General features: G+C 65.5%; 24 protein-coding genes and 1 tRNA gene. 13 read left to right on the top strand and 12 right to left on the bottom strand.

Annotated features, from left to right (window positions below; translation table 11 throughout):
* Positions 1-94 precede the first annotated feature (94 nt).
* The 4 genes from ACFOHJ_RS13865 to ACFOHJ_RS13850 all read right to left on the bottom strand — a co-directional run bounded on the left by ACFOHJ_RS13865 (position 95) and on the right by ACFOHJ_RS13850 (position 4,507).
* On the bottom strand, positions 95-814 hold the full coding sequence (locus tag ACFOHJ_RS13865) for a helix-turn-helix transcriptional regulator (protein ID WP_378221365.1): 720 nt from the start codon (positions 812-814) through the stop codon (positions 95-97).
* A gap of 140 nt (positions 815-954) precedes the next feature.
* Positions 955-1,122 carry a hypothetical protein gene (locus tag ACFOHJ_RS13860; RefSeq protein ID WP_378221364.1) on the bottom strand — a complete coding sequence of 56 codons (168 nt, stop codon included), beginning with the start codon at positions 1,120-1,122 and terminating at the stop codon, positions 955-957.
* An 89-nt stretch (positions 1,123-1,211) separates the two neighbouring features.
* Positions 1,212-2,471: an Hsp70 family protein gene (locus tag ACFOHJ_RS13855; protein WP_378221363.1), complete on the bottom strand. Its 1,260-nt coding sequence runs from the start codon at positions 2,469-2,471 to the stop codon at positions 1,212-1,214.
* A gap of 128 nt (positions 2,472-2,599) precedes the next feature.
* On the bottom strand, positions 2,600-4,507 hold the full coding sequence (locus ACFOHJ_RS13850) for a propionyl-CoA synthetase (RefSeq protein WP_378221360.1): 1,908 nt from the start codon (positions 4,505-4,507) through the stop codon (positions 2,600-2,602).
* A gap of 158 nt (positions 4,508-4,665) precedes the next feature.
* Here ACFOHJ_RS13850 and ACFOHJ_RS13845 point away from each other — a divergent pair, with 158 nt between their 5' ends.
* Positions 4,666-4,827: a hypothetical protein gene (locus tag ACFOHJ_RS13845; RefSeq protein ID WP_378221359.1), complete on the top strand. Its 162-nt coding sequence runs from the start codon at positions 4,666-4,668 to the stop codon at positions 4,825-4,827.
* 16 nt (positions 4,828-4,843) lie between these two features.
* Here the strand turns inward: ACFOHJ_RS13845 and ACFOHJ_RS13840 are convergent, their stop codons facing one another.
* The 5 genes from ACFOHJ_RS13840 to tkt form a co-directional block, all read right to left on the bottom strand.
* The gene (locus tag ACFOHJ_RS13840) at positions 4,844-5,869 is read right to left on the bottom strand and encodes a class I fructose-bisphosphate aldolase (protein WP_378221356.1); all 1,026 of its coding nucleotides are present in this window, start codon (positions 5,867-5,869) and stop codon (positions 4,844-4,846) included.
* 98 nt (positions 5,870-5,967) lie between these two features.
* Complete coding sequence (locus ACFOHJ_RS13835) at positions 5,968-7,164, bottom strand: phosphoglycerate kinase (RefSeq protein WP_378221354.1); 1,197 nt, start codon at positions 7,162-7,164, stop codon at positions 5,968-5,970.
* A gap of 100 nt (positions 7,165-7,264) precedes the next feature.
* Positions 7,265-9,202: a potassium/proton antiporter gene (locus tag ACFOHJ_RS13830; protein ID WP_378221352.1), complete on the bottom strand. Its 1,938-nt coding sequence runs from the start codon at positions 9,200-9,202 to the stop codon at positions 7,265-7,267.
* A gap of 199 nt (positions 9,203-9,401) precedes the next feature.
* Positions 9,402-10,412 carry a type I glyceraldehyde-3-phosphate dehydrogenase gene (gene gap, locus ACFOHJ_RS13825; protein WP_378221350.1) on the bottom strand — a complete coding sequence of 337 codons (1,011 nt, stop codon included), beginning with the start codon at positions 10,410-10,412 and terminating at the stop codon, positions 9,402-9,404.
* Positions 10,413-10,522: 110 nt separating this feature from the next.
* Complete coding sequence (gene tkt, locus ACFOHJ_RS13820) at positions 10,523-12,508, bottom strand: transketolase (RefSeq protein WP_378221349.1); 1,986 nt, start codon at positions 12,506-12,508, stop codon at positions 10,523-10,525.
* 243 nt (positions 12,509-12,751) lie between these two features.
* Here tkt and ACFOHJ_RS13815 point away from each other — a divergent pair, with 243 nt between their 5' ends.
* From ACFOHJ_RS13815 to ACFOHJ_RS13795, 5 genes are all read left to right on the top strand, one after another.
* Positions 12,752-13,024, top strand: coding sequence for a DUF4164 domain-containing protein (locus tag ACFOHJ_RS13815; protein ID WP_378221346.1), 273 nt, complete (start codon positions 12,752-12,754; stop codon positions 13,022-13,024).
* 16 nt (positions 13,025-13,040) lie between these two features.
* A complete protein-coding gene (locus ACFOHJ_RS13810; RefSeq protein WP_378221344.1) occupies positions 13,041-13,406 on the top strand; it encodes a cell division protein ZapA in 366 nt (121 codons plus the stop codon).
* A 162-nt stretch (positions 13,407-13,568) separates the two neighbouring features.
* Complete coding sequence (locus tag ACFOHJ_RS13805) at positions 13,569-14,228, top strand: peroxiredoxin (protein ID WP_378221341.1); 660 nt, start codon at positions 13,569-13,571, stop codon at positions 14,226-14,228.
* 82 nt (positions 14,229-14,310) lie between these two features.
* Positions 14,311-15,216, top strand: coding sequence for an MBL fold metallo-hydrolase (locus tag ACFOHJ_RS13800; RefSeq protein ID WP_378221585.1), 906 nt, complete (start codon positions 14,311-14,313; stop codon positions 15,214-15,216).
* A gap of 107 nt (positions 15,217-15,323) precedes the next feature.
* Complete coding sequence (locus ACFOHJ_RS13795; protein ID WP_378221338.1) at positions 15,324-16,610, top strand: glycosyltransferase family 4 protein; 1,287 nt, start codon at positions 15,324-15,326, stop codon at positions 16,608-16,610.
* A gap of 109 nt (positions 16,611-16,719) precedes the next feature.
* Here the strand turns inward: ACFOHJ_RS13795 and rpoH are convergent, their stop codons facing one another.
* Both rpoH and ACFOHJ_RS13785 read right to left on the bottom strand, forming a co-directional pair.
* Complete coding sequence (rpoH, locus tag ACFOHJ_RS13790) at positions 16,720-17,631, bottom strand: RNA polymerase sigma factor RpoH (protein WP_378221336.1); 912 nt, start codon at positions 17,629-17,631, stop codon at positions 16,720-16,722.
* A gap of 212 nt (positions 17,632-17,843) precedes the next feature.
* A complete protein-coding gene (locus ACFOHJ_RS13785; protein ID WP_378221334.1) occupies positions 17,844-18,899 on the bottom strand; it encodes an RluA family pseudouridine synthase in 1,056 nt (351 codons plus the stop codon).
* A 26-nt stretch (positions 18,900-18,925) separates the two neighbouring features.
* Between ACFOHJ_RS13785 and ACFOHJ_RS13780 the strand changes: the two genes are divergently transcribed.
* Positions 18,926-19,306 carry a fimbrial protein gene (locus ACFOHJ_RS13780; RefSeq protein WP_378221333.1) on the top strand — a complete coding sequence of 127 codons (381 nt, stop codon included), beginning with the start codon at positions 18,926-18,928 and terminating at the stop codon, positions 19,304-19,306.
* 67 nt (positions 19,307-19,373) lie between these two features.
* A tRNA-Glu gene (locus ACFOHJ_RS13775) sits at positions 19,374-19,448 on the top strand.
* 53 nt (positions 19,449-19,501) lie between these two features.
* Here the strand turns inward: ACFOHJ_RS13775 and ACFOHJ_RS13770 are convergent.
* Positions 19,502-19,951 (bottom strand): Lrp/AsnC family transcriptional regulator, encoded by a 450-nt coding sequence (locus ACFOHJ_RS13770; RefSeq protein WP_378221330.1) that lies wholly within the window; start codon positions 19,949-19,951, stop codon positions 19,502-19,504.
* Positions 19,952-20,078: 127 nt separating this feature from the next.
* Here ACFOHJ_RS13770 and ACFOHJ_RS13765 point away from each other — a divergent pair, with 127 nt between their 5' ends.
* The 5 genes from ACFOHJ_RS13765 to ACFOHJ_RS13745 all read left to right on the top strand — a co-directional run bounded on the left by ACFOHJ_RS13765 (position 20,079) and on the right by ACFOHJ_RS13745 (position 25,063).
* On the top strand, positions 20,079-20,399 hold the full coding sequence (locus ACFOHJ_RS13765) for a DUF1330 domain-containing protein (RefSeq protein ID WP_378221328.1): 321 nt from the start codon (positions 20,079-20,081) through the stop codon (positions 20,397-20,399).
* Positions 20,400-20,556: 157 nt separating this feature from the next.
* A complete protein-coding gene (locus tag ACFOHJ_RS13760; RefSeq protein WP_378221327.1) occupies positions 20,557-21,477 on the top strand; it encodes a helix-turn-helix domain-containing protein in 921 nt (306 codons plus the stop codon).
* A 195-nt stretch (positions 21,478-21,672) separates the two neighbouring features.
* A complete protein-coding gene (locus ACFOHJ_RS13755; protein ID WP_378221325.1) occupies positions 21,673-22,569 on the top strand; it encodes an amidohydrolase family protein in 897 nt (298 codons plus the stop codon).
* Between the two features lie 31 nt (positions 22,570-22,600).
* A complete protein-coding gene (gene argE, locus ACFOHJ_RS13750; protein ID WP_378221322.1) occupies positions 22,601-23,761 on the top strand; it encodes an acetylornithine deacetylase in 1,161 nt (386 codons plus the stop codon).
* A gap of 48 nt (positions 23,762-23,809) precedes the next feature.
* On the top strand, positions 23,810-25,063 hold the full coding sequence (locus ACFOHJ_RS13745; protein WP_378221319.1) for an ABC transporter substrate-binding protein: 1,254 nt from the start codon (positions 23,810-23,812) through the stop codon (positions 25,061-25,063).
* Positions 25,064-25,091 lie beyond the last annotated feature (28 nt).

Below are 25,091 nucleotides of genomic sequence, written 5' to 3'. Positions count from 1 at the left end.
TAAATCCAGGCTGCCGCTCTGTCTTTCTATTTCAGCCGCATTGGTGCGACGCCAGACGATTCCGTCTGGCTGCAAAATGCTCCAGCGGACCGCCTTATCCGCCCCGGGCCGTCCCGTTGAGGATGGCTTGGTCGCCGCTGCGTTCCACCGTGCGGTAGAAATCGGCGAGCTGCTTGCCCCGCTCCGGCCGGAAGGTGCGGCCGGCCACGATCACCGATCCGATGCGGTCGATGCGGAAGGCGCGGAAATCGCCCCGCATCTCGCACCAGGCGATCAGCGTCCACACCTTGCCCCAGAACCATAGCCCGAGCGGACGAATGTCGCGCACGCTGCCGCGGCCGGCCTCGTCGGTATAGTCGATGGTCAGCACCTGCCGCTTCTCCACCGCCCGCTCGATCAGGTCGATCGCCTCGCGGGCGGCGTCGCTCACCACCCACATCGGTGTGTGGATTTCCGTGCGGGCGATGCGATCCTTCTCGGCATCGGGCAAGACGGCGCCGATCTTGACCAGCGCTTCCTCGGCCGCCCGCGCCATGGCGGCGCCGCCGAAGGCGCGCACCATGCGGGCGCCCGCGACCAGCGCGACGATCTCGTCACGCGTGAACATCAGCGGCGGAAGGTCGAACCCTTCCCTCATCATGTAGCCAACGCCCGCCTCGCCGTCGATCGGCACGCCGGTCGACTGCAAATCGGCGATGTCGCGGTAGATCGTGCGCTCGGAAACCTCGAGCCAGGTGCCAAGCTTCTGCGCGGTGACCAGCCGGCCGCCACGCAGGTGCTGCACGATCTGGAACAGTCTGTCGGCGCGTCGCATCGTCGTTCCTCTCCGCCGTCCACCCAGGGTTCGCGGATACTATCGCACGGGCCTGCTGACAGCATAGTGTCAGGAGGCCCGTGCCGCGGCCGCCGTCCGGCCGGAAGCGATCGACGGGCATCATGGCGCCGGAATCAAGGCTATTTATGGCGTTGCTGCCAGCCTTCGTGCAGGTCCGGCCAGCCGATATCCATGCGGACCTCGGCCGGCAGGGAATTGAGCAGGCGCTCGGTGCGGATTTCGTTGCGGAGCGTGCGCACCTTGCCGATATAGCGCTTGACGCTGTGCAGGATGGTGAGCTGGTTCATCGTGGGCCTCCTGATTTGACTGGAGGCCATTGTCTCACACCCCTGCTGCCAGCAGCCTGTCAGCAGGGGTGCAGGGGGCTCGAATACCCTCAGCCGAAGCGGCGCGCCGCGTCGATGGCAAGACCGAGGCCGACCGATCCGAAACGGTCGGAGCGGGAGATGCGCGCACCGGCAAAGCGCTGCGTCGCCGCCCTTTCCACGGCCGGAACCTGCACGCCGCCGCCGGTCAGGATGACGGTCTCTATCGCCTGTGCCTCGATCCCGGCGAGGCGCAGGGCCTCGTCCACCGAAGCGCCGATGCGCGCGACGAGGTCGTGGCTCGCCGCCTCGAACTCGGCACGCGTCACCGGAACCTCGAGCCGCAGGCCCGGCTCCTCGAGGACGATGGTCTGCGCGTCCGCATCCGTCAGCGCGATCTTGGCCGTTTCCACCTCGCCGGCCAGCCGGTGGCCGGAGCGGTTCTTGAGCACATGGGCATAGCGCGCCAGCTTCTCCGGCTCGGCCGCCTCGCGCGCCAACCGCTGGATGTCGCGTGCGTTCTGCGCGGTATAGAGCGTGTTGATGCGATGCCATGTCGCCATGTCGTTGAAGTACCAGACAGGAAGCTGGCGCTTGCCGTCGCGCGTTTCGGAGCCGAGCCCCAGATACGGCATGACCTTGGCGATGTTGAGCTGGCGGTCGAAATCGGTGCCGCCGATATGCACGCCCGTCGTACTCAGGATGTCGTCGAGGCGGTCGGCGCGCCGCGCCCGCTCCGGCGAAAGCCGCAGCACGGAAAAGTCCGAGGTACCGCCGCCGATGTCGACGACCAGCACGAGTTGCTCGGCATCGAGCGCACGCTCATGGCTGAGCGCGGCCGCCACCGGCTCGAACTGGAACTCGATGTGGCGAAAACCCTCCATGCGCGCGGCCGTCTCGAGTTGCGCCTGCGCCTGTTCGTCGGCTGCGTCGTCCTCGTCCACGAAGCGCACCGGACGGCCGAGGACGACCTGCTCGGGCGCCGCTCCGTGCTCGGCTTCGAGCCGGCCGCGCAGATGGCGCAGGAAGCGGCCGATGATCGCCTCGAAACGCAGCCGCTCGCGCCCGACCTGGGTGGTGTCCTTCATCAGGCCGGTGCCAAGGATCGACTTCAGCGCCCGCATGAACCGCCCTTCGGCGCCATCCATGTATTCGAACACCGCCGAGCGGCCGAAATAGGTCTTGCCGTCCTCGAGGCTGTAGAACAGTGCCGTGGGGATGGTCCGGTGTTCCCCTTCGAGCGCAATGAGCCTGGGCGTCTCCCCCGGCCGGCACAGGCCGACGGTGGAGTTGGTGGTGCCGAAATCGACACCGCAATAGGCTGTTTCCATGGTCGAGCGCTCGCAACAGACGGACCGCGCCGACCGGCACGGACTGCATTATGTGGGGAAGGCCCCGTCTAGCGAATTGACGCCGGAAAGGAAAGGCCGCGGCCGGGCACAAGGCCGCGCTGCGAACCTCAGACGCCGATGCCGCGGGCCGCCAGCGCCTTGCCGATTTCCTCCAGGATCGCCGGATCGTCGATCGTGGCCGGCATCGACCACTGTTCCTTGTCGGCGATCTTCTGCATGGTGCCGCGCAGGATCTTGCCCGAGCGCGTCTTCGGCAGGCGCTTGATGGTGATCACCGTCTTGAAGGCGGAAACCGGCCCGATCTTCTCGCGCACAAGGCCCACCACTTCCTTCTCGATCAGCGCCGTATCGCGCGAGACGCCGGCGTAGAGGACGACGAAGCCGAGCGGCACCTGCCCTTTCAGCTCGTCGGCGATGCCGATGACCGCGCATTCGGCAACGTCCGGATGCGTGGCCAGCACCTCCTCCATCGCCCCCGTCGAGAGCCGGTGGCCGGCGACATTGATGATGTCGTCGGTGCGCGCCATGATGAACAGATAGCCGTCCTCGTCGACGATGCCGGCATCCGCCGTCTTGTAGTAGCCGGGGAACTCCGCGAGATAGGCCTGCCGGAAACGCTCGTCCGCGTTCCACAGCGACGGCAGGCAGCCGGGCGGCAGCGGCAGCTTCAGCACCACATTGCCCAGCGTGCCGCGCGGCACCTCGTGGCCGGCATCGTCCAGCACGCGAATGTCGTAGCCCGGCATCGGCACGCCGGGCGAGCCGTATTTGACCGGCAGCAGCCCGAGTCCGACCGGATTGTGGGTGATCGGCGAGCCGGTCTCGGTCTGCCACCAATTGTCGATCACCGGCACTTTCAGGCTTTGCTCGGCCCATTTGATCGTTTCGGGATCGGCCCGCTCGCCGGCGAGGAACAGCGTCCTGAACGTCGAAAGGTCGAACCTGGCGACGAGTTCGCCCCTGGGGTCCTGCCCCTTGATGGCGCGGAACGTCGTCGGGGCGGTGAACAGGGCGACGACCCCATGCTGCGAAATCACGCGCCAGAACGCGCTGGCGTCGGGCGTGCCGACCGGTTTGCCCTCGAACATGACGGTGGTGCAGCCATGCAGCAGCGGCCCGTAGACGATGTAGGAGTGGCCGACCGCCCAGCCGATGTCGGACGCGGACCAGAACACCTCGCCCGGCTTGACGCCATATTCGTTTTCCATCGACCATTTGAGCGCGACCATATGGCCGCCATTGTCGTGGATGACGCCCTTGGGCTGGCCGGTGGTGCCGGACGTATAAAGGACATAGAGCGGGTCGGTCGCCAGTACCGGCACGCAATCGACATTGGCGCCGGCCGCGCGCTCGCGCGCCACCGCGTCGGCGAAGTCGATGTCATAGCCTTCCTTCATGTCGCAGCGAAGCTGTTCGCGCTGCAGGATGAGGCAATGGTCCGGCTTATGGCGGGAAAGCGCGATGGCACCGTCGAGAAGCGGCTTGTAGGCGAGCACACGCCCCGGCTCCAGGCCACAGGCGGCGGAAATCACCAGCTTGGGCTTGGCGTCGTCGATGCGGGTCGCCAATTCGTTGGAGGCAAAGCCGCCGAACACCACCGAGTGGATGGCGCCGAGCCGCGCGCAGGCCAGCATGGCGAACACCGCTTCCGGCACCATCGGCATGTAGATGACGACGCGGTCGCCCTTGCCCACGCCCTGGTTCTTCAGCACCGAGGCAAGGGCAACGATCTCGCGCTTCATCTCGGCATAGGTGAATTTTTGGATCACGCCGGTGTAGGCGCTGTCGTGGATCAGCGCTGCCTGGTCGGCGCGCCCGCCTTCCACATGGCGGTCGACGGCGTTCCAGCAGGTATTGCACAGGCCCCCGGCATACCATTGGCCATAGACGCCGGCCTCGGTATCCAGCACCTTGTCGAACGGCTTTATCCAGTCGATGCCTTGCGCCGCCCCGGCCCAGAACGCTTCAGGATCGCGTTGCCAGCTTTGATAGATCTCATGATAGCGCGATGCCATATTGTCTCCTCCCGGGCAGTAACCAAGCCGTTCTAGCGCCTCGAAAGGGTCTACGTCCATGGCGCTTTTGACCCAGTTCCCGCATCGGCCCGGATCGCCTATTGGCCCAGTCTCCGCATTGGCTTTGACACGCGCCCGCGTTGCTGTTCAAAGACGGCATGTCCAAGTTTCTCGCCCTCGTCATCCTCGCCATGATGATCATTCAACTGATCAAGCCACTCGGCTGGCCGTGGCTGAAGAAGCGCCGCGACTTCTGGAAGCTGGCCGTGCTGGCCCTGGCCGCCATCTCGCTGACGGCGGTGATGGGGCACTGGCACTGACCGGCGGGCCCTGGCCTCAGCCGGCCGTTTCCAACGACGGCCGCCATTGGCCGAGCGCCGCCAGGTGGTTCATGCGGGCGCGATGGGCAAACGCCTGCTGGGCCGCCGCGACATTGGCGGCCTTGCCGCCCCAGGCCTTCTGCGCCGCCTCCTGCAAGGCGCGGCCATAGGAAAAGCTGACCTTCCACGGATGCGGACCGATGGCGTTGACGGCATTGAGGTTCTCTGTCGCCTCCACCTCCGACTGGCCGCCCGACAGGAACACGATGCCCGGCACCGCAGCCGGCACCGCCTCGCGAAACAGCCCGATGGTCTTTTCGGCCACTTCCTCCGGCCCCGCCTGCCTTGCCGCCTTCTTGCCGGCGATGACCATGTTGGGCTTGAGGATGGTGCCTTCGAGCCGGACCCGCAGCCCGTAGAGCTCGCCGTAAAGCCTGAGCAGCGCAGCCTTGCTGATTTCGAAGCACGTCTCGATGGGATGGTCGCCTTCCATCATCACTTCCGGTTCGACGATCGGCACGATGCCGGCCTCCTGGCACAACGCCGCATAACGCGCGAGCGCATGCATGTTGGTGGCGATGGAGGCGCCGGAAGGAACGCTTTTGGCCACGTCGATGTCGATCACCGCGCGCCATTTGGCGAAGCGGGCGCCCATTCCATGATATTCCGCCAGCCGCTCGCGCAGCCCGTCGAGCCCCTCGGTGACCTTCTCGCCGGGAAACCCGGCCAGCGGCTTGGCGCCGGCATCGACCTTGATGCCGGGAATGGCGCCGGTTGCCTTGATGATGTCGATCAGCGGCGTGCCGTCGGCCGCATTCTGGCGGATCGTCTCGTCATAGAGAATGACGCCGGAAATGCACTCGCGCATCGCGCCGGTAGTGCGCACCATCAGTTCGCGATAGTCGCGCCGGCTCTGCGGCGTCGACTCCACGCCGATGGCGTCGAAACGCTTCTTGATGGTGCCGGTGCTTTCGTCGGCGGCCAGCAGGCCCTTGCCGTCGGCCACCATGGCGGCGGCGATATCCTCGAGACGTTCGCTCATGTTCCTTCTCCGTGACTACGGCTCAGGAAACGCTAGCGCCAAAGGAATGGTTGCCCAAACTCAAAATCGATTGAACGCCGAAGGTATTATCCCGCGCCTTACTTTTTCAGCACTTCGACGCCGGGCAGCGGCTTGCCTTCCATCCATTCGAGGAACGCGCCGCCGGCCGTCGAGACATAGGTGAAGTCGTCGGCAACGCCGGCATGGTTCAACGCCGAAACCGTATCTCCGCCGCCGGCAACGGAGGTGAGCCTGCCCTCCCTGGTGCGCGCCGCCGCATGCCGCGCCACGGCCACCGTCGCCCGGTCGAACGGCTCGATCTCGAAGGCCCCGAGCGGGCCGTTCCACACCAGCGTCGCGGCGCGGTCGATCCACTCGTTGATCTTGTCCACCGACGCGGACCCGGCATCGAGGATCATCGCATCGGCCGGGCAGGCCTCGATCGCCACCGTCTCGTTGGCGGCGCCCGCCTTGAACTCGCGCGCGACGACACCGTCCGACGGCAGGATGATGGCGCAGCCGGCGGTGGCGGCCTCGATCATGATCTGCTTGGCGGTCGCGGCGAGGTCATGTTCGCACAGCGACTTGCCGACCTGCGTGCCGCGCGCGGCAAGGAAGGTGTTGGCCATGCCGCCGCCGATGACCAGCGCATCGACCTTCTGGACCAGGTTCATCAACAGGTCGATCTTGGTCGACACCTTGGCGCCGCCGACGATGGCGACCACCGGCTTGACCGGATTGCCGAGGCCTTTTTCCAGCGCTTCGAGTTCGGCCTGCATGGTGCGCCCGGCATAGGCCGGCAGGCGATGAGCCAGCCCTTCCGTCGAGGCATGCGCGCGGTGCGCCGCCGAAAAGGCGTCGTTGACGAAAATATCGCCGTTCTTCGCCAGCGCTTCGACGAAGGCCGGGTCGTTCTTTTCCTCGCCCTTGTGGAAGCGGGTGTTTTCCAGGAGCAGCAGGTCGCCGTCCTTCATGCGCGCGACCGCGCCGGCGGCTTCCTCGCCGATGCAGTCGGCGGCGAAGGCGACCGGCTTGCCGATCATCGCCGCGACCGCATGGGCGATCGGGTCCAGCGAGAACTCGACATTGGGCTCACCCTTCGGCCGGCCGAAATGGGCGAGCAGGATGACTTTCGCGCCCTTCTTCGACAATTCGTCAAGCGTCGGCAGGATGCGCTCGATGCGCGTCGTGTCGCTGACCTTGCCGTCGATGACCGGAACATTGAGGTCGACCCGCACCAGAACGCGCTTGCCGGCAATGGCGCCGATATCGTCGAGGGTCTTGAAGTCGGCCATGTCGAGGTCCTTTCCGGAAAAAGCGAGCGGACCTTACCGTGCGTTTTGGGCGATGCAAGGCCGGCAACCGCATTCGGCCGAAAAAACCGGCGGCAACCTGTCAGGCGGCCTGCGGCGCGTCGTCTCCCATATCCGCCTCGCTCGCGGTTTCCTGCGACGGAGGCTGCCCGGTTTCGCCCACCGCTTCCGGCTTTCCCTCTTCCTTTGCCGGCGCGGGCTGCGGACCGCCGCGCTTCCTGCGCCGGTCACGCAGAAACGCGACCACCCGGTCGGCGATCTCGCCGGCGCTGAGGAAAACCGGGACGCGGGCCACCGGCGCGGTCGGCTCGAAGGAAAGGCCGACGCCGGAGATGTGGCCCTTGTCGTCGACATCGCGCACGATGAGTTCGATCGGGCCGATCGGCACGCGGTCGGCATATTCGGCATGGCCGCCCAACCGCTCGACGAGGAGTGCCGCGACGCTAAGCTTGCGCTCGGCCTCGCTGAGGCCGATGCCGTAGGCTGTCTCCAGTTCGGCCGCCGGACGCCCCGGATCGACGGCGAAGGCGCCGAAGAAATCGGCGTCCTCGGGGTCGACCAGCGCGCGGCTGGCGAACAGCTTGTCGAGCAGGCGCGGATAGCGGTCCGGCACGAAGATATAGACGTTGTCGCCGGCGGCGAGCCGGCCCATGTCCTGGAAGCGCATGGAACGCCCGTCGCGCACCACCAGCGAGGGCCTTGCCCAGCGCGGAATGCGTTCGCCCCGCGCCACCGGACTGCCCGGCGCCACCTTGTAGGCGAGAAGCTCGTGGCGGGCCGAGCCCGGCAGTTCCAGCTCGACCTTGTCGAGCGGGCCGAGGCGGGCCGGAACGATGAGGCCGAGCCGTCGCGCCAGCGGGCCGACGGTCCAGCCCTGCACCACCAGCGAGACCAGGACCACGATGAAGGCGGTGTTGAAGATCGTGCGCCCGTTTTCCAGCCCGCCGAGCAGCGGCGTGATGGCGAGCAGGATCGAGACGGCCCCGCGCAGGCCCACCCAGGAGATGAACGCCACCTCCGGCCGCGGCAGCCGGAACGGCGCCAGGCACAGCCACACCGCCACCGGCCGCGCGACGAACACTAGGAACAGGCCCAGCAGCACCGCCGGGACCAGCAGCGCCGAAAACTGCGACGGCGTGGCGAACAGCCCGAGCACGAGGAACATGATGATCTGCGCCAGCCACGACATGCCGTCCTGGAAACGCTTCAGCATGGTGACGGCGCGGATGTCGGAATTGCCGGCCACCAACCCGGCCAGATAGACGGCGAGGAAGCCCGAGCCGCCGATGGCGCCGGCCGCCGCGAATACCATCAGCGACAGCGTCAGGACGAAGATCGGCAGCAGGCCGTGGTCGAGATTGAGCCTGTCGACCAGCCGCACGATGGCGAAGCCGCCAAGCAGGCCGACGATGGCGCCCAGCCCCATGCTGAGGAAGAAGCCGACGACGAGGTCGATGAAAAGCGCGTTGGCGTGCGGGTTGCCGTGGACGGCGATGATCTCGACCAGCGTGATGGTGAGGAAGATCGCGATCGGATCGTTGGTGCCGGACTCGACTTCGAGCGTCGAACGCACGCGCTCGCGCAGATGGATCTCGCCGGCGCGCAACAGGAAAAACACCGCCGCCGCATCAGTCGAGGCAACGGCCGCCCCGAGCAGGAAGGACTCCAGCCAGCTAAGGCCGAGCAGGTAGTAGACGGCAACGCCGAACACGCCGGTGGTGACGAGCACGCCGGCCGTCGCCAGCGTCAGCGCCGGCAACGCCGCCTGCCTCAGGACCTTCAGCGATGTGGAGAATCCGGAATTGAACAGGATGATGGCCAGCGCCAGTGAGCCGGCAAAATAGGCGACCCGGGCATTGTCGAACTGGATGCCGAGGCCGTCCCCGCCGCTGACGAGGCCGATGCCGAGGAACAGCAGCAGCAGCGGAGCGCCGAAGCGAAAGGCGATCAGGCTCGAAAACGCCGCGGCCACCACCAGTCCGGTGCCGATCAGCGTCACGAGATAGATCGCATGCTCCATCTTCCCCCTGTCTCCTCCGAACCCGGCCCGGCTACGTGAAACGAGCCTGTTTCGTGCATAAGACACAGTGCGGCGAAGACAAGGCAAACCGCAAATGTTTTGTTGTGAACGCGAGGGCGGCAAGCTTTTTTTTGCCGCATGGCGCAAACGAAAACGCCCGGCCGGAGCCGGGCGTTCGATTCTGCGAAAAAGCGGGCCGTCAGGCGATGGTCTTGCCGAAGGCCACCGCCGTATCGGACATGCGGTTGGAGAAGCCCCATTCGTTGTCGTACCACGACATGACGCGCACCAGGTTGCCCTCGATGACCTTGGTCTGGTCGAGCGCGAAGGTCGAGGACGCCGGGTTGTGGTTGAGGTCGATGGAGACCAGCGGGTCCTTGGTGTAGGCGAGGATACCCTTGAGCTTGCCTTCCGAAGCGGCGACCAGCGCCTGGTTCACTTCTTCCACCGTGACCGGCTTCTTGGAGACGAACTTGAAGTCGATGACCGAGACGTTCGGGGTCGGCACGCGGATCGACACGCCGTCGAGCTTGCCCTTCAGTTCCGGCAGCACCAGGCCGACCGCCTTGGCCGCGCCGGTTGAGGTCGGGATCATCGACATCGCCGCCGCGCGGGCGCGGTAGAGGTCCTTGTGCATGGTGTCCAGCGTCGGCTGGTCGCCGGTATAGGAGTGGATCGTGGTCATGAAGCCTTTTTCGATGCCGAAGGCATCGTTCAGCACCTGCGCCACCGGCGCCAGGCAGTTGGTGGTGCAGGAGGCGTTGGAAATGACGATGTGATCCTTGCTGATCTTGTCGTGGTTGACGCCGTAGACGACGGTCAGATCCGCGCCGTCGGCCGGGGCCGAAACCAGCACGCGCTTGGCGCCGGCGGTGAGATGCGCCGACGCCTTCTCCTTGGAGGTGAACAGGCCGGTGCATTCGAGCGCGATGTCGACGCCGAGGTCCTTCCACGGCAGTTGCGCCGGATCGCGCACGGCGCAGACCTTGAATTTTTCGGAGCCGATGGAGATCTGGTCGCCGTCGACCGTCACTTCGTGCGGGAAGCGGCCATGCACGCTGTCATAGCGAAGCAGATGCGCGTTGGTCTCGACCGGGCCGAGATCGTTGACGGCGACGACCTGGATATCCTTGCGGCCGGATTCGTGAATGGCACGCAGGACGTTGCGGCCGATGCGGCCAAATCCGTTGATGGCAACTCTGACAGTCATTTGTTTCTCCTGGGGCGGAAGACGTCCGTCGTTCGCTGCGGCGGCCGCCAGGCGTGGCCAGCGATCCGCCGCGGGTTTAAATCAAATCGCTCCGGCGCGCGCCGAAGCCATCATTTGTGCAACCGGGCCTCCACGGCCTTTGCCGTCGCCTCGGCGGTAATGCCGAAGTGCGGATAGAGTTGCTCGATGGTGCCGGAAGCGCCGAAGCCCGTCATGCCGACAAAGATGCCGTCGGTGCCGATGAAACGGTCCCAGCCCTGGCGGATACCGGCCTCGATGGCGACCTTGACGCCGGCCTTGCCGATCGTGCTCGCCTGATAGTCGGCGCTCTGCTCGTCGAACAGCTCGAAGCAGGGCACCGAGACGACGCGGGTCGGGTGGCCGTGGCCCTGAAGCAGGGCGCGCGCGCCGAGCGCGATCTCGACCTCGGAGCCGGAAGCGAAGATGGTGACCGCAGCCTCGCCGCCTTCGGCCGCCGCCAGTTCGTAGGCGCCCTTGCTCGACAGGTTCTCCGCAACATATTCGGTGCGCAGTTCCGGCAGGTTCTGGCGGGTCAGCGCCAGCGTCGAGGGCGTCTTTTCGCTTTCGATGGCGACCTGCCAGCATTCCGCCGTCTCGGTGGCGTCGGCCGGGCGGAACACATGGTGGTTGGGAATAGCGCGCAGCGCCGCCAGGTGCTCGACCGGCTGATGGGTCGGGCCGTCTTCGCCAAGTCCGATGGAATCGTGCGTCATGACGAAGATGGAGCGGATGCCCATCAGCGAGGCCAGCCGCATCGACGGCCGCGCATAATCCGAGAAGCACAGGAAGGTGCCGCCATAGGGGATGATGCCGCCATGCAGCGAAAGCCCGTTCATGGCCGCCGCCATGCCGTGCTCGCGGATGCCGTAATGGACATAACGCTGGCCGTAGTCGCCGGGCGTGATGTTGTTGGTCTGGCTGGTCTTGGTGTTGTTGGAGCCGGTGAGGTCGGCCGAGCCGCCGATGGTCTCCGGCAGGAAGCCGTTGATGACCTCCAGCGCCATTTCGGAGGACTTGCGGGTGGCGACCTTCGGCTTGTCGGCTGCGAGCTTCTTCTTGTAGTCGGCGATGACGCCGTCGAAGCCCTCGACCAGCTTGCCGCTGACGCGGCGCTCGAACTCGGCCTTCTTGTCGGACTTGGCCAGTCGGCCTTCCCATTCGGTCCGCGCGTTGGCGCCGGCCTGGCCGGCCTCGCGCCACGCCGAAAGGACATCGGTCGGCACCTCGAACGGAGGCAGGTCCCAGCCGAAGAACTTCCGCGCACCGGCGATTTCGTCGGCGCCGAGCGGCGAGCCGTGCGCCTTGTTGGTGCCGGCCTTTGTCGGCGCACCGAAGCCGATGGTCGTCTTGGCCGCGATCAGCGTCGGCTTGTCGGAATGGCGCGCCGCCTCGATCGCATAGGCGATCGCCTCGGGGTCCATGCCGTCGATATGCATGGCATTCCAGCCCGAAGCCTGGAAGCGGGCGACCTGGTCGGTGTTGTCGGTCAAGGACACCGATCCGTCGATGGAGATGTCGTTGTTGTCCCAGAACACGATCAGCTTGTTGAGCTTCAGGTGTCCGGCCAGCGTGATCGCTTCCTGGCTGATGCCTTCCATCAGGCAGCCGTCGCCGGCCAGCACATAGGTGTAGTGGTCGACGAGGTCCTTGCCGAAGGCCGCGTTCATGATGCGCTCGCCGAGCGCGAAGCCGACCGAGTTGGCGATGCCCTGGCCGAGCGGGCCGGTGGTCGTCTCGATGCCGGCCGCATGGCCGTATTCGGGATGGCCGGCAGTGCGCGAACCCAGCTGGCGGAAATTCTTGATCTGGTCGAGGGTAATATCCTCGTAGCCCGTCAGGTAGAGCAGCGAATAGAGCAGCATCGAGCCATGGCCGGCCGACAGGATGAAGCGGTCGCGGTCGGGCCAGTGCGGGTTTTTCGCGTCGAATTTCAGGAAGCGGGTGAACAGTACCGTGGCGATGTCGGCGCAGCCCATCGGCAGGCCGGGGTGCCCCGACTTCGCCTTCTCGACGGCGTCCATGGAAAGGAATCGGATTGCATTGGCCATCCGGTCATGTTGTTCGCGCGAAACCATGGTTCCTCCGGGCAATGACGGTTCGGGAAAAAGATGGGGCGACACATAACAGCCGCGGGGCTTTAGTCAATAAATCGCTGTGTTTTCCTGTGTCGAAGCCATCCGCTGTCCCGCACTGTAGCCTTAGCAGGGGACAGCCCATAGAGCTTTGTTGACGCATGCTTCACCCGCCGCCTAATGTTTCGGACATAACGCTTTCTGAAAGCGAACGATTCGGTGATGGGCGGATGATGGGATAGAACCATGACCGGTGAAACGACCCTGAAGGAAGTCATCGCCAGGCTGGGCAAAGCGATCGAAGAGCTGGAAAGCGCCGTGGCGACAAGGCTCGAGAACGAGCGCGATTATTCCGAAGCCGAGGCCGAAGTGCAGCGCATGAACGCGGATCGCTCCCGCCTTGCGCAGGAACTCGACAACTCCGAGGCCCGCGCCGAGCGGCTGGAAGACGCCAACAAGGAAGTGTCGCGGCGGCTGGTGACCGCCATGGAAACCATCCGCGCGGTGCTGGACAGGTAGGCGAGGAGGCACGGGCATGGCACAAGTCACGGTATCCATCGACGGCAAGCAATACCGCATGGCCTGCGACGAAGGCCAGGAAGAGCACCTCGCGGACCTCGCCACGCGTTTCGACCGCTATGTCTCGCACCTGAAGGATTCCTTCGGCGAGATCGGCGACCAGCGCCTGACGGTCATGGCCGGCATCATGGTGATGGACGAGCTGACGGAACTCCAGAAGCGCGTGAAGGGCATGGAAAGCGAAGTGCAGACCCTGCGCAAGACGCGCGACGAGGCGCTGACCAAGGCCGACAAGAACGATGCGGCGCTGACGGGAGCGCTCGGCGCGCTGGCCCAGCGCATGGAGGACCTGGCGGTTACCTTGACCGCCGGCAAGGCCTGACCTTTCCCGCCCCCGCGAACGCCATGCCCGGCATGGCGCGAAAACGCTTGCCGCATGGCTCGGCCCAAGCTTAGATTGCCCGCACAGCGGCCGGCGATTGACCAAACGTAGCCGGGCCGCCGCGAAACCATCCATCGCCACGATCACGACAAGGAGCACGCCATGAGCCTTCGCATCAACGACACGGCGCCTGACTTCACGGCCGAAACGACTGAGGGCACGATCCATTTCTACGACTGGATCGGCGACGGCTATGCCGTCCTGTTTTCGCATCCCAAGAATTTCACGCCGATCTGCACCACCGAGCTCGGCACCATGGCCGGGCTCGAAGGCGAGTTCGCCAAGCGCAACGCAAAGATCATCGGCATTTCGGTCGACCCGGTGGAAAGCCACCATCGCTGGAAGGAGGATATCAAGACGGCGACCGGCCACGCGGTCCACTATCCGATGATCGGCGACCATGACCTCAAGGTAGCCAAGCTTTACGGCATGCTGCCGGCCGGCGCCGGCGACAGTTCCGAAGGCCGCACGCCCGCCGACAACCAGACGGTGCGCTCGGTGTTCGTCATCGGCCCCGACAAGAAGATCAAGCTGATCCTCACCTACCCGATGTCGACCGGCCGCAACTTCCAGGAAATCCTGCGCGCCATCGATTCGATCCAGCTTACCGCCAAGCACTCTGTCTCGACGCCGGCGGACTGGAAGCAGGGCGACGACGTCGTCATCGGCGGCACGATCTCGGACGAGGAAGCCATCAAGCGCTTCGGTTCGTTCGAGAAGGTCCTGCCCTACCTGCGCAAGACCAGGCAGCCCGCCGCCTGATTTTCTGCCCGCCCCAAGCCTGCCCCGGCGCCGCTTGACTGCGCCGCCGGGGAGGATAACCATGCCTGGATTCAAGGCAGGCATGGAAATTTATTCCTGCGTGAAGGGGGACGCTTTGATCGGATCATCCACCCGCCCGCTGGTGACGGGCTTCTACGACAAGCCCACCGGTTCGATCCAGTATGTGGTCGCCGATCCGGCCACGCGGCGCTGCGCCATCATCGATCCGGTTCTCGACTACGACGAAAAGGCGGGCGCGACCTCGACCGCCAATGCCGACTCCCTGCTCGACTTCGTCGACCGGAGCGGTTTCGACATCGAGTGGATCCTGGACACGCATCCGCACGCCGACCATTTTTCGGCGGCCCATTACCTCGGCCGGAAAACCGGGGCGCCGACCGCCATCGGCTCGAAAATCACCGAGGTACAGAACCTGTGGAAGGTCATCTTCAACTGGCCCGATTTCCCCGCGGACGGCTCGCAATGGGACAAGCTGTTCGAGCCGGGTGAGACCTTTTCGATCGGCGACCTGCCGGCGAAGGTGCTGTTTTCGCCCGGCCATACGCTCGCATCGATCACCTATCTGGTCGGCGACGCCGCCTTCATCCACGACACCATCTTCATGCCCGACAGCGGCACGGCGCGCGCCGATTTCCCCGGCGGCGACGCCCGGCGCCTGTGGCGGTCGATCCAGGAAATCCTGGCCCTGCCGGACGAAACGCGGCTTTTCACCGGCCACGACTACATGCCCGGCGGGCGCGATCCCGTCTGGGAGAGCACCGTCGCCGAGCAGAGGGCGACCAATAGCCATCTGTCGAAATACCTGACAGAGGCTGACTTCGTCGCCGCCCGCGAGGCGCGCGACAAGACCCTGCCGATGCCGCGCCTGATCCTGCCGGCCCTGCAGGTCAACATCAACGGCGGCCGGTTGCCGGAACCGGAAGACAATGGCTGCCGCTACCTGAAAATCCCGCTCAACGCGCTCTGACGCCTGCCGCGGCCGACCTGACGGCTACCTCTTAAGTGCAGTTTGCGCCGGGACAGCCAATGCTCGATTCTCGGCCGAGCGCGGACGGATGCGGTCGGAACGGATCGATGAAGATACTTGCCTCGGCCTACGCCTGCGAGCCCGGCGCGGGTTCCGAACAGGGAAAGGGCTGGAATCTGGCACTGGAAATGGCCCGGCAGGGCCACACGGTCACCGTGCTGACCTGCGGCAGCCACCATCGGGCGGCGATAGAGCGCTATCTCCAAAACAACGACGTCCCCGAACGGCTGACCTTCGCCTGGCACGACATACCGGGCTGGCCCGGCCCCGGCTACCAGAACCCGCACCGCATTCGCCAGCACTATTACCGATGGCAGATGACGGCCCGAACAGCGGCCGCCGAACTGCACGCCGAAAATCATTACGATGTCATCCACCACCTGACCTGGACGGTGCTGCGCTGGCCGTCCTTCCTGGGCGGCCTCGGGCCCCCCTTCATTTTCGGTCCCGTCGGCGGCGGAGAGAGCGCGCCATGGCGGCTGCGGCAAGGCTTCCCAAGGCGCGGCATGGCGTTCGAGTTCAAGCGCGACCTGCTCAACCTGGCCAGCCGGCTGGACCCGATGGCCTTGCGCTGCCTGGCGCAGGCCGACGTGATCCTGGTGACCGACGAGGCTACCCGTCGATACGTACCACCATGGTGGCAGGGAAAAGCGCATGTGGTGCCGGACATCTACGCGCCGCCCGCAGTGGGCGAGCCGGTGTTTCTATCCAAGGCATCCTCCGACGGTCCATCGATCCTGTTCGCGGGACGGCTGGAATACTGGAAAGGCGTCCAGTTCGCGCTCGGTGCCGTTGCCCGGCTCCGGGGCCACATCCCCGGACTTCGCCTGACCATCGCCGGGACAGGGCCGGATGAAGCCTATCTGCGCGCCATCGCAGAGGAAAAGGGCATTGCCGGCATGGTGCGATTCGTCGGGCAGGTGCCGCACGCGGAAATGCACCGGCTCTACGGATCGCACGACATATTCCTGTTTCCCAGCCTGCACGATTCCGCCGGGCAGGCGATCGGCGAGGCGATGGCGCACGGACTGCCGATCGTATGCCTCGATCTGGGTGGGCCAGGTGTCGCAGTGGATTCGACCTGCGGCGTGGTCATTGAAACCAGGGCGCAGGGCCGCCCGGCTGTCGAGCAGCGCATCGCCGAGGCCCTGGCGCAATTATGTTCAGACAGGGACCGGCTCCTGGCGTTGAAAGCCGGCGCGTTCGCTCGCGCGGAGCAGTACAGCTACCGGCGGCGCGTCGAAGCCATGGTCGAGCAGTTCTATCGACCCTCTCCGACAAAGCGGGTGGCCGGTTCCGCAGCCACGCCGCGAGGCCGCCCCGAAACGCCTTGACGGCATCCCACGGCTGAATACAAAAAACGCCCCGAAAGCCGGACAGCTTTCGGGGCGTTGATGATAGGTCATAAGATGGCCGCCGGGACGCGAAGGACCCGGCCGTCATTCAGGCGGCCGGCTGCGCCTCGATGGTGCGCAGGGCCTGCGCCTGCCGCTTGGCGGCGGCCTTGACGGCGTCCTGCACCTTCTCGAAGGCGCGCACCTCGATCTGGCGCACGCGCTCCCGCGAAATGTCGAACTCGCTCGACAGTTCCTCAAGCGTCAGCGGCTCATCGGCCAGGCGCCGTGCCTCGAAGATGCGCTTCTCGCGATCGTTGAGGACGGAGAGCGCGCCGGCGAGCATGCCGCGGCGGTTTTCCAGCTCGTCCTGCTCGATCAGCATCTGCTCCTGGCTCTGGCTGTCATCGACCAGCCAGTCCTGCCACTCGCCGGACTCGCCCTCGCTGGCGCGGATCGGCGCATTGAGCGAGGCGTCGCCGGAGAGGCGGCGGTTCATGGAAACCACTTCCTCTTCCGAAACGTTGAGCCGCGTCGCGATCTCCGTGACCTGCTCCGGATTGAGGTCGCCGTCGTCCAGCGCCTGGATCTTGCTCTTCACCTTCCTGAGGTTGAAGAACAGCCGCTTCTGGTTCGCGGTCGTGCCCATCTTGACCAGACTCCACGAACGCAGGACGTATTCCTGGATCGAGGCCTTGATCCACCACATGGCATAGGTGGCCAGCCGGAACCCGCGCTCCGGCTCGAACTTCTTGACGGCCTGCATGAGGCCGACATTGCCTTCGGAAATCACCTCGCCGATCGGCAGGCCGTAGCCGCGATAGCCCATGGCGATCTTGGCGACGAGCCGCAAATGGCTGGTGACGAGCTTGTGCGCGGCCGAAGTGTCGCCATGCTCGGCATAACGCTTGGCGAGCATGTACTCTTCTTGCGGCTGCAACATCGGAAAACGGCGGATTTCCTCGAGATAACGGGAAAGCCCCCCTTCGCCGGAAACGATACTGGGTAGCGACTGGGCCATATGTGCACCCTCCTCTCTTGAGTTCCTGCCCCCAGGAAGCGGCGGGCAGGCGAACCGGATGCCAACGATGAGGCTCATCCGGGACAGTCGGCTTATACTGGAACAAAACCAGAAAAGACAGCGTTAGTTCCGGCCTGAACGGAGTGTCACGGTGAAGTGAACAATGCCGGTCAGGCTTTTTTATGGGTCGATTCTGGAATTCTCAAGGCAGCTCACAGCGACCGGAACCCCTCGACAAGTTCCTCCATGTCAGGGGGCAGCGGCGCCTCGAACCGCATGGTGATATGGGTATTGGGGTGCCGGAATTCAAGAAGGCGGGCATGCAGCGCCTGGCGCGGGAAGGCCCTCACCTTTTCGCGAAGCAGCGGCGGCAGTCGATTGGCCTTGGAGGCGAAGGCGCGGCCATAATCGGGATCGCCGATGACGGGGTGGCCGATATGGGCCATGTGGACGCGGATCTGGTGGGTGCGCCCCGTTTCCAGCCGGCATTCGATCAGGCTCGCCTGGGCGCCGTCGCCCTGGCCCTGGCCGAAGCGCTCCTCGACCGAAAAATGCGTCACCGCATGGCGGGCATCCTCGCGCGTCTCGGGAACGACCGCGCGCCGCACCCGGTCGGCGGCCCGGCCGAGCGGGGCGTCGACCGTTCCCCTGCCGCGAGGCGGGATGCCCCAGACCAGCGCGGCATAGGCGCGCGCGAGGTCGCCGGTGCGGCCATGGTCGGCGAAGGCCTCCGACAGCGCGGTATAGGCAAGGTCGGTCTTGGCCGCGACCAGGACACCGCTGGTCTGCTTGTCGATGCGGTGGACGATACCCGGACGCCACACCCCGCCGAGACGCGAAAGGTTTTCGCCGCAGTGGTGGATGAGCGCATTGACCAGCGTGCCCGACCAGTTGCCCGCGCCCGGATGCACGACCAGCCCCGCCGGCTTGTTGACGACGATCAGGTCGCCGTCCTCGTAGAGGATGTCGAGCGCCAGCGCCTCGCCCTGCGGCGCCGCCGGCTCGGCGTCGGGCAGGACGATCGACACGCGCTCGCCCGGTACAAGCTTGCGCTTGCCTTCGCCGAGCGGCTTGCCGTCGATGCCGACCGCGCCCTGCCGGATCAGCCCCTGCACGCGATTGCGCGAAAGCGTGGCGCCGAGCTTGCCGGCCAGCCACTGGTCGAGCCGCTGGCCGGCGGCCTCCGGCTCGACCTCGAGCACGGTCTTGCCGCCGCCGGTCAATTCGTCCCCTATCAATTCGGGGGCCTGTTCGCTATGAGCGCTCATCGACAACCGTTCCGGATTATTCTGCCATGGCCAGGCCTGCCGCCGACGACGAAGAGACGCCGCCGCTCGACCCCGGGCTCGAGAAAGTCCGGCGCAAGCTGATACGCTTCATGGCCGTCAACCTCGGGCTTATCTTCCTCGCCCTTATGGTGGTGATTGCGGCCCTTGTCTACAAATCGCGCACCAGGACGCCGGCCCCCTCGCCCGTCGGCGAAATTCCGGCGCCGGCCGGCGCGCCGGTAAGCGGCGACATCGTGCTGCCGGTGGGCGCGAAGGTGCTTTCCCAGGCGCTGTCGGAAAACCGCCTTTCCCTCGAAGCCGAACTCGCTGACGGTTCCCGCACGATCTTCGTCTACGACATCGCCGAGCGCCGCATGATCGGCCAATTCACGATCCGCAACAAATGAGCGCTTTTTGCCGCGAAAGGCCGGTTGCTTTTTGCGAAAGGCCGGCCTATATGGCCGGTTCTTGAGCGCGCCCATCGTCTAGCGGTCAGGACGGCGCCCTCTCACGGCGCAAACAGGGGTTCGATTCCCCTTGGGCGTACCACCTTCCCTATTCATCAATAGTTTCAAACGCTAAGCTGGTCGGCGGGCGACAAGCTAAAGCTTGGTCATGTCGGGGTTGAGGACCACCATGGTCGAGGTTTCGGCCACCGACGGGATGGACTGCAGCACATTGCTGATGAATTCGCGCAGCGCCGCAATGTCCTTCACCCACACCCGCAGCAGATAGTCGATGTTTCCCGTCACCAGCAGGCATTCGGTGATTTCGGAATGCCTGGCCACCTCGCCCAGGAACTGACCCGCCCCTTCGGGACCCTGCTGGCCGAGCCGCACGGAAACCATCACGCAGACGCCGAAGCCCAGCGCCGCCGGATTGATGCGCGCCGCATAGCCCTGGATCACCCCCGTTTCCTCCAGCCGCTTCAGCCGCCGCGCGCAAGGGGTCGGTGAAAGGCCGACGCGCTCGGCCAGTTCCACCGTCGAGATGCGGCCGTCGCGCCGCAGTTCGCGCAGGATCCTGTGATCGATGCCGTCGAGGGGCGTCATGGCGTTTTAAGCTACCATTTTTCTTGTCCTTGGTGACTTTATGCGCAATTACGGCGATCACAACCGAAATTTGTCGTGAACCCGCTTCGATAAAGCGATAAGCTCGACCACAACCAAGGAGGAGGCCATGGCCGCATACATGATCTGCACCATGAGGGTCCACGACCCCGAGACCTACAAGAAGTACACCGCGCTCACCCCGGCTACGCTGAAGAGATATGGTGGCAAGTTCCTGACGCGGGGCGACCCGGTGACCACCTGCGAGGGCGAAACCTTCACCGACCGCATGGTCATCCTCGAATTCCCGGACGAGGCCGCGGCCAAGGCCTGGTACAACGACACCGACTACCAGGCGGCGTCCAAGTTCCGCCGCGCGGCGGCCGATCACGGTCGGATGATCCTGCAGCAGGGACGCGGCGAAAGCGCGGCTCCCGATCCGCTTGTCTGAGCAGCCGTAACGCGACCCCGGGGAGCGCAGCTTGCGGTCCCCGGAAAAATTCGTGCTACAAACGCAAGCGGAGCAGGGCAGCGGGGGGCTTTCCTGAAACGCCTGCCTGTTTCCGGCCGAACGCGCGAAGCAGGGATGGGCTCGGTGGAGGCCGGTCATGAGGACCGAGGATTTGCAGTTCGCGCGCGGAGCGTATGAGAGCTATGCGGAATTCTACCGCACCTCCTCCTATTCCGCCTTTCCCCAGCAGCATCGCACCATCCAGGGTAGCAGGCGATCCAGCATGATCCTGGTCGAGCAGGGAAGGCACGAGCTTGCCGACCCGGCCGTCGAGGAAATCGTCATCTCGACGCCGTTATCGGCGCCGGCCTGTTCCTACGACTGGAACATGGGCACCGGATGGGCGGGAGGAAAGTCGCGCACGGGTGACCTCATCCTCGTGCCGCCGAACGTCGAGAGCCGATGGCGCGTCGGCGGTCCGCGCAAGCTGGTCATCCTGGCCGTGCCGGTCGATCACGTCAAAAGCCTGCTCGGCCATGAGTGCCCAGACGACCTGGCGACCGCGCTCGAGCCGCTTTCGGGCTCCACCGCGCCCAACACCATGGCCATAAGCGCGCTTCTGCAGCAGCTCTGGTCGCTCGGCGACCAGGAGGAACCACTCAGCCGCATCCTGGCGGACAGCATGGTGCTGGCGCTGGTCTGCCAGGTCCTTCTGCTGGCCAGGGCCGGAACGCCCCCTCCGGCATCCGGCGCCTTTTCCCCACGCGACTGGCGGCAGGTCTGCGATTACATCGAAAGCCACCTGCAGGAAGAGATCGCGCTGCCGGACCTCGCGCAGACGGCAGGGTGGAGCGTTCGCCACTTCGCCCGCATGTTCCGCCAGTCGACAGGGCAGACCCCGCACAACTTCATCGTGCGCCGACGCATCGAACGTGCGAAGGGCCTGCTCAGGAAGCCGGACCTGCAGCTGGCCGACATCGCGCTCACCTGCGGCTTCGCCGACCAGAGCCATTTCACCACGTCTTTCCGCAAGGCCACCGGGCTGACGCCGCTGCGCTGGCGCCGCGAACTTATCTGAGCGCTTGGCGGATGCCGGCGGAGTCCGTCCTGTAAAATCCTGTCCCAAAAGGACAATACAGGCTTTTGCGCTGTCAGCACTATGCCTGCTTGGGTTGCGAACCGGGCATGGTTGGGTAACATGCGCGGTTCCCGGTGGGGGTCGCAAGCGCTGGCCTCCCCGGTTTGACCCCATATCTGCAGGCCGGGAGACTTCATGTATTCGGGACCGATCATCGATCCGCACCATCACCTGTGGGATCTTTCCATGGGCAAGCATCCGTGGCTGCTGCCGACGGACCCTTCCGTACAGGCGGTGGCCGGTCTTTCCGAGATCGCCACCAATTATCTGGTGGACGACTATGTCCGAGATTCCAGCGGGCACAATGTCGTCGCCACCGTGCATATCGAGGCGCTGTGGGCGGGCGATCCGGTCGGCGAGACGCAATGGCTCGAAACCCTGGACAAGTCCAAGGGTGTCGCCTCGCGCTATGTCGGCGGCGCTTCGCTGGGCACGCCGGCGGCGGCCGACGCCATCGCCCGGCAGGCGGCTTTCGAGCGGATGACGGGCATCCGCGGCATCCTGAGCTGGCATCCCGACCCGAAGAAATGCTTCGTGGCCGATCCCGAACTCGGCCGCAATCCGGCCTGGCGCAGCGACATCGCCCGGCTGCGCGAGCACGGGCTCAACCTCGAACTGATGATGTATCCCTACCAGGCCGAAATCGTGCGCGAGATCGCCGATGCGCTGCCCGACCTGCAGATTATCATCAACCATTGCGGTAGCCCGATCGACCGCGATCCGGAGGGCATGCAGCGCTGGCGCGACGGGCTGAAGCTGATCTCGGCCTGCCCGAACATCGCCATCAAGATCTCGAACCCCGGCGCCTACGACCACGACTGGACGCTGGAAAGCGTGCGCGACGTGGCCATGCACTGCATCGACTGCTTCGGCTCCGAGCGCAGCATGTTCGGCACCGACTATCCGGTCTCGAAGATCCAGATGAGCTACGACCAGATCTACGACACCTTCAAGACGATCGCGGCCGCCCTGTCGCCCCAGGAGCAGTCGCGGCTGTTCCACGACAACGCCAAGCGATTCTACCGGCTGTGATCGGCAGCGGCGACTGAAGCAGGAACACGCAATGACACATCTTTCCGAGATCGAACTCCTGGACCGGCTGGTCGGCTTCAATACCGTCTCCAGCCGCTCGAACCTGGATATCGTCGATTTCATCAAGACCTACCTGGCCGGCTTCGGGGTGGAGAGCGTCATCATCCCCGACGCGACCGGCACCAAGGCCAACCTGTTCGCCACGATCGGCCCCGCCGACCGGCCGGGCTACGTGTTGAGCGGCCATACCGACGTCGTGCCGGTCGACGGCCAGAACTGGTCGCGCGACCCGTTCGCCATGTGGCGGGAGAACGACCGGCTCTATGGCCGCGGCACCTCCGACATGAAGGGCTTCCTCGCCTGCATGCTGGCGGGCGTTCCCGCCATGCTGAAAGAGCCGCTTGCCGCTCCCATCCACTTCGCCTTTTCCTATGACGAGGAGGTCGGCTGCCTCGGCGTCTACGACATCGTCGAGCACATGACGAAGGCCCTGCCGCCGCAGCTTGCCGTCTTCGTCGGCGAACCGACCGGCATGGGCGTCGTCGGCGGCCATAAGGGAAGCACCGGGCTGATCACGACGGTGACGGGCAAGGCGTGCCATTCCTCGCGCCCCGACCTCGGCGTCAACGCCATCTTCCATGCCCATGATCTCATCGGCGAGCTGCACGGCTATGCGGCCGAACTGCGCGCGGCGCCCGAGGCCGGCTCGCCCTTCGAACTGCCCTACACGACGGTCAGCGTCGGCGTGATCCAAGGCGGCACGGCGCGTAACGCCATTCCCGGCGACTGCGCCTTCCAGTGGGACATCCGCGCGACCAAAGCCGGCGTCGTCGAGGCGTTGGTCGAAAGATTCCGCGCCTTCTCCGACGAGAAGGTCGTTCCCGCCATGCGGCAAGGGTTCGCCGATTCCACGGTTGCGACCAGTTTCGCCTATGACGTGCCGCCGCTCGTGCCCGACGCGGGCTCGCACGCCGAGACCTTGGCCAAGCGCTTCGCCGGCCGCAACGAGGTGACGACCGTGAACTACGGCTCCGAGGCCGGCATCTTCCAGGCCGCCGGCATGCCGACCATCGTCTGCGGGCCGGGGCGCGACAGCGAGGCGCACATCACCGACGAATGGATCGCCGTCGAGCAGCTCGAACGCTGCGTCGGCTTCATCGACAAGCTGATCGACCACGCGCGGCACGCCTGAAGCCGGCAGGCCGCGCAATTGAACCGTGCAAAATGGGGGAATGATCCGGTGCACAAGCAGGGACTACTGAAAAGGCTGCTTCTCGTCGGCGCGCTCGGCGCCTCGGCGCTCGGCGTCGCATTGGGCGCGGCAGCCGCCGACGTCGTCAAGATCGGCGTGCTCGCGCCGCTTTCCGGCCCCTCGGCTTCCGACGGATCGGATTTCGTCAAGGGCGTCGAACTCGCCGTGGAGGAACGCAACGCCAAGGGTGGCGTCGCGGGCTATACGTTCGAGATCGTCTCGGCCGACGTCAAGGACGGCTCGCCCGACAACGTCAGCAGCGCCGCGCAGCGGCTCATCAACACCGACGGCGTCGAGGTCGTTCTGACCGGTTTCGCCAGCCTGTCGCTGTTCGAGGTCGACCTCTTCGCCGACGCGAACATGCCCTACATCTCCTCCGGCCCGTCCGGCTCGTTCTCCGGCATCGTCGCCAAGGACCCGGACAACTACAATTGCTGCTGGTCGCTCTCGCCCTCCTATGCGGGCTACGAGACCGACGTCCTTCCGCTGGTGGACGGCCTGGTCGCCGACGGCAAGTTCAAGCTCACAGCCGGCAAGAAGCTGGCCATGATCTCTTCCGACAATCCCTATTCCAAGGTCATCTCGGAGGGCATGAAGAAGTCCTTTTCGGCAGCCGGCTGGACCGTGACCGTGGACGAGATGGTGCCGTTCGGACCGGTCAACGACTGGCGCGCCATCCTCGCCAAGGTGCGGCAGGACCCGCCGGACCTCGTCGTCAACACCGACTTCCAGCCGTCGAACTCGGCGCTGTTCCTGAAGCAGTTCCTCGAACAGCCGACCCAGAGCCTGGTGTTCCTGCAATACGCGCCGTCGGTGCCCGAATTCGTCGACCTGACCAAGGATCAGTCGAACGGCGTGCTCTACAACCTGATCGGCGGCGCCATCGACTCGCCCGGCTGGCCGCGCGGGCAGGAAGTACTGAAGAAGTTCAAGGACAAGTACGGCGTTTCGCCCGGCGTCTACGGCTCCGCGCTCTACGAGGAGGCGGAAATGTATTTCGCGGCGCTGGAGAAGGTCGGCGACCCCACGGATCACGACGCGATCGGCAAGGCGCTCGGCGAGACCAAGCTCGACACGGCTCCCGGACCTGTCGAGTTCGACCTGGCGACGCACCTCGCGGTGCAGGACGACGACCATATCCCCGTCACCTTCTACCAGATCTGGGACGGCAACCGCGTCCTCGTCGGGCCGAAGAAATACGCGACGGGCGAGTTCAAGCTGCCGCCGTGGATCAAGCAGTAGCATAATCCTGCCGGCGGGCACAGAAGTG

The organism is Aquamicrobium soli (assembly GCF_042646345.1).
Lineage (GTDB): Bacteria > Pseudomonadota > Alphaproteobacteria > Rhizobiales > Rhizobiaceae > Mesorhizobium > Mesorhizobium soli_A.
The sequence above is the reverse complement of the archived record's forward strand: the minus strand, read 5'-3'. Positions and strand labels throughout refer to the sequence as shown.

What these genes read in the sequence shown, in the direction of transcription:
- ACFOHJ_RS13765 (WP_378221328.1), top strand. Translation starts at nt 20,079, where the DNA reads ATGGCCGCATACATGATCTGCACCATGAGGGTCCACGACCCCGAGACC.
- ACFOHJ_RS13755 (WP_378221325.1), top strand. Translation starts at nt 21,673, where the DNA reads ATGTATTCGGGACCGATCATCGATCCGCACCATCACCTGTGGGATCTT.
- argE (WP_378221322.1), top strand. Translation starts at nt 22,601, where the DNA reads ATGACACATCTTTCCGAGATCGAACTCCTGGACCGGCTGGTCGGCTTC.
- ACFOHJ_RS13815 (WP_378221346.1), top strand. Translation starts at nt 12,752, where the DNA reads ATGACCGGTGAAACGACCCTGAAGGAAGTCATCGCCAGGCTGGGCAAA.
- ACFOHJ_RS13800 (WP_378221585.1), top strand. Translation starts at nt 14,311, where the DNA reads ATGGAAATTTATTCCTGCGTGAAGGGGGACGCTTTGATCGGATCATCC.
- ACFOHJ_RS13770 (WP_378221330.1), bottom strand. Translation starts at nt 19,951, where the DNA reads ATGACGCCCCTCGACGGCATCGATCACAGGATCCTGCGCGAACTGCGG.
- ACFOHJ_RS13860 (WP_378221364.1), bottom strand. Translation starts at nt 1,122, where the DNA reads ATGAACCAGCTCACCATCCTGCACAGCGTCAAGCGCTATATCGGCAAG.
- ACFOHJ_RS13785 (WP_378221334.1), bottom strand. Translation starts at nt 18,899, where the DNA reads ATGAGCGCTCATAGCGAACAGGCCCCCGAATTGATAGGGGACGAATTG.
- ACFOHJ_RS13780 (WP_378221333.1), top strand. Translation starts at nt 18,926, where the DNA reads ATGGCCAGGCCTGCCGCCGACGACGAAGAGACGCCGCCGCTCGACCCC.
- ACFOHJ_RS13850 (WP_378221360.1), bottom strand. Translation starts at nt 4,507, where the DNA reads ATGGCATCGCGCTATCATGAGATCTATCAAAGCTGGCAACGCGATCCT.
- ACFOHJ_RS13840 (WP_378221356.1), bottom strand. Translation starts at nt 5,869, where the DNA reads ATGAGCGAACGTCTCGAGGATATCGCCGCCGCCATGGTGGCCGACGGC.
- ACFOHJ_RS13805 (WP_378221341.1), top strand. Translation starts at nt 13,569, where the DNA reads ATGAGCCTTCGCATCAACGACACGGCGCCTGACTTCACGGCCGAAACG.
- ACFOHJ_RS13830 (WP_378221352.1), bottom strand. Translation starts at nt 9,202, where the DNA reads ATGGAGCATGCGATCTATCTCGTGACGCTGATCGGCACCGGACTGGTG.
- ACFOHJ_RS13865 (WP_378221365.1), bottom strand. Translation starts at nt 814, where the DNA reads ATGCGACGCGCCGACAGACTGTTCCAGATCGTGCAGCACCTGCGTGGC.
- ACFOHJ_RS13845 (WP_378221359.1), top strand. Translation starts at nt 4,666, where the DNA reads ATGTCCAAGTTTCTCGCCCTCGTCATCCTCGCCATGATGATCATTCAA.
- gap (WP_378221350.1), bottom strand. Translation starts at nt 10,412, where the DNA reads ATGACTGTCAGAGTTGCCATCAACGGATTTGGCCGCATCGGCCGCAAC.
- ACFOHJ_RS13795 (WP_378221338.1), top strand. Translation starts at nt 15,324, where the DNA reads ATGAAGATACTTGCCTCGGCCTACGCCTGCGAGCCCGGCGCGGGTTCC.
- ACFOHJ_RS13835 (WP_378221354.1), bottom strand. Translation starts at nt 7,164, where the DNA reads ATGGCCGACTTCAAGACCCTCGACGATATCGGCGCCATTGCCGGCAAG.
- ACFOHJ_RS13855 (WP_378221363.1), bottom strand. Translation starts at nt 2,471, where the DNA reads ATGGAAACAGCCTATTGCGGTGTCGATTTCGGCACCACCAACTCCACC.
- tkt (WP_378221349.1), bottom strand. Translation starts at nt 12,508, where the DNA reads ATGGTTTCGCGCGAACAACATGACCGGATGGCCAATGCAATCCGATTC.
- rpoH (WP_378221336.1), bottom strand. Translation starts at nt 17,631, where the DNA reads ATGGCCCAGTCGCTACCCAGTATCGTTTCCGGCGAAGGGGGGCTTTCC.
- ACFOHJ_RS13810 (WP_378221344.1), top strand. Translation starts at nt 13,041, where the DNA reads ATGGCACAAGTCACGGTATCCATCGACGGCAAGCAATACCGCATGGCC.
- ACFOHJ_RS13760 (WP_378221327.1), top strand. Translation starts at nt 20,557, where the DNA reads ATGAGGACCGAGGATTTGCAGTTCGCGCGCGGAGCGTATGAGAGCTAT.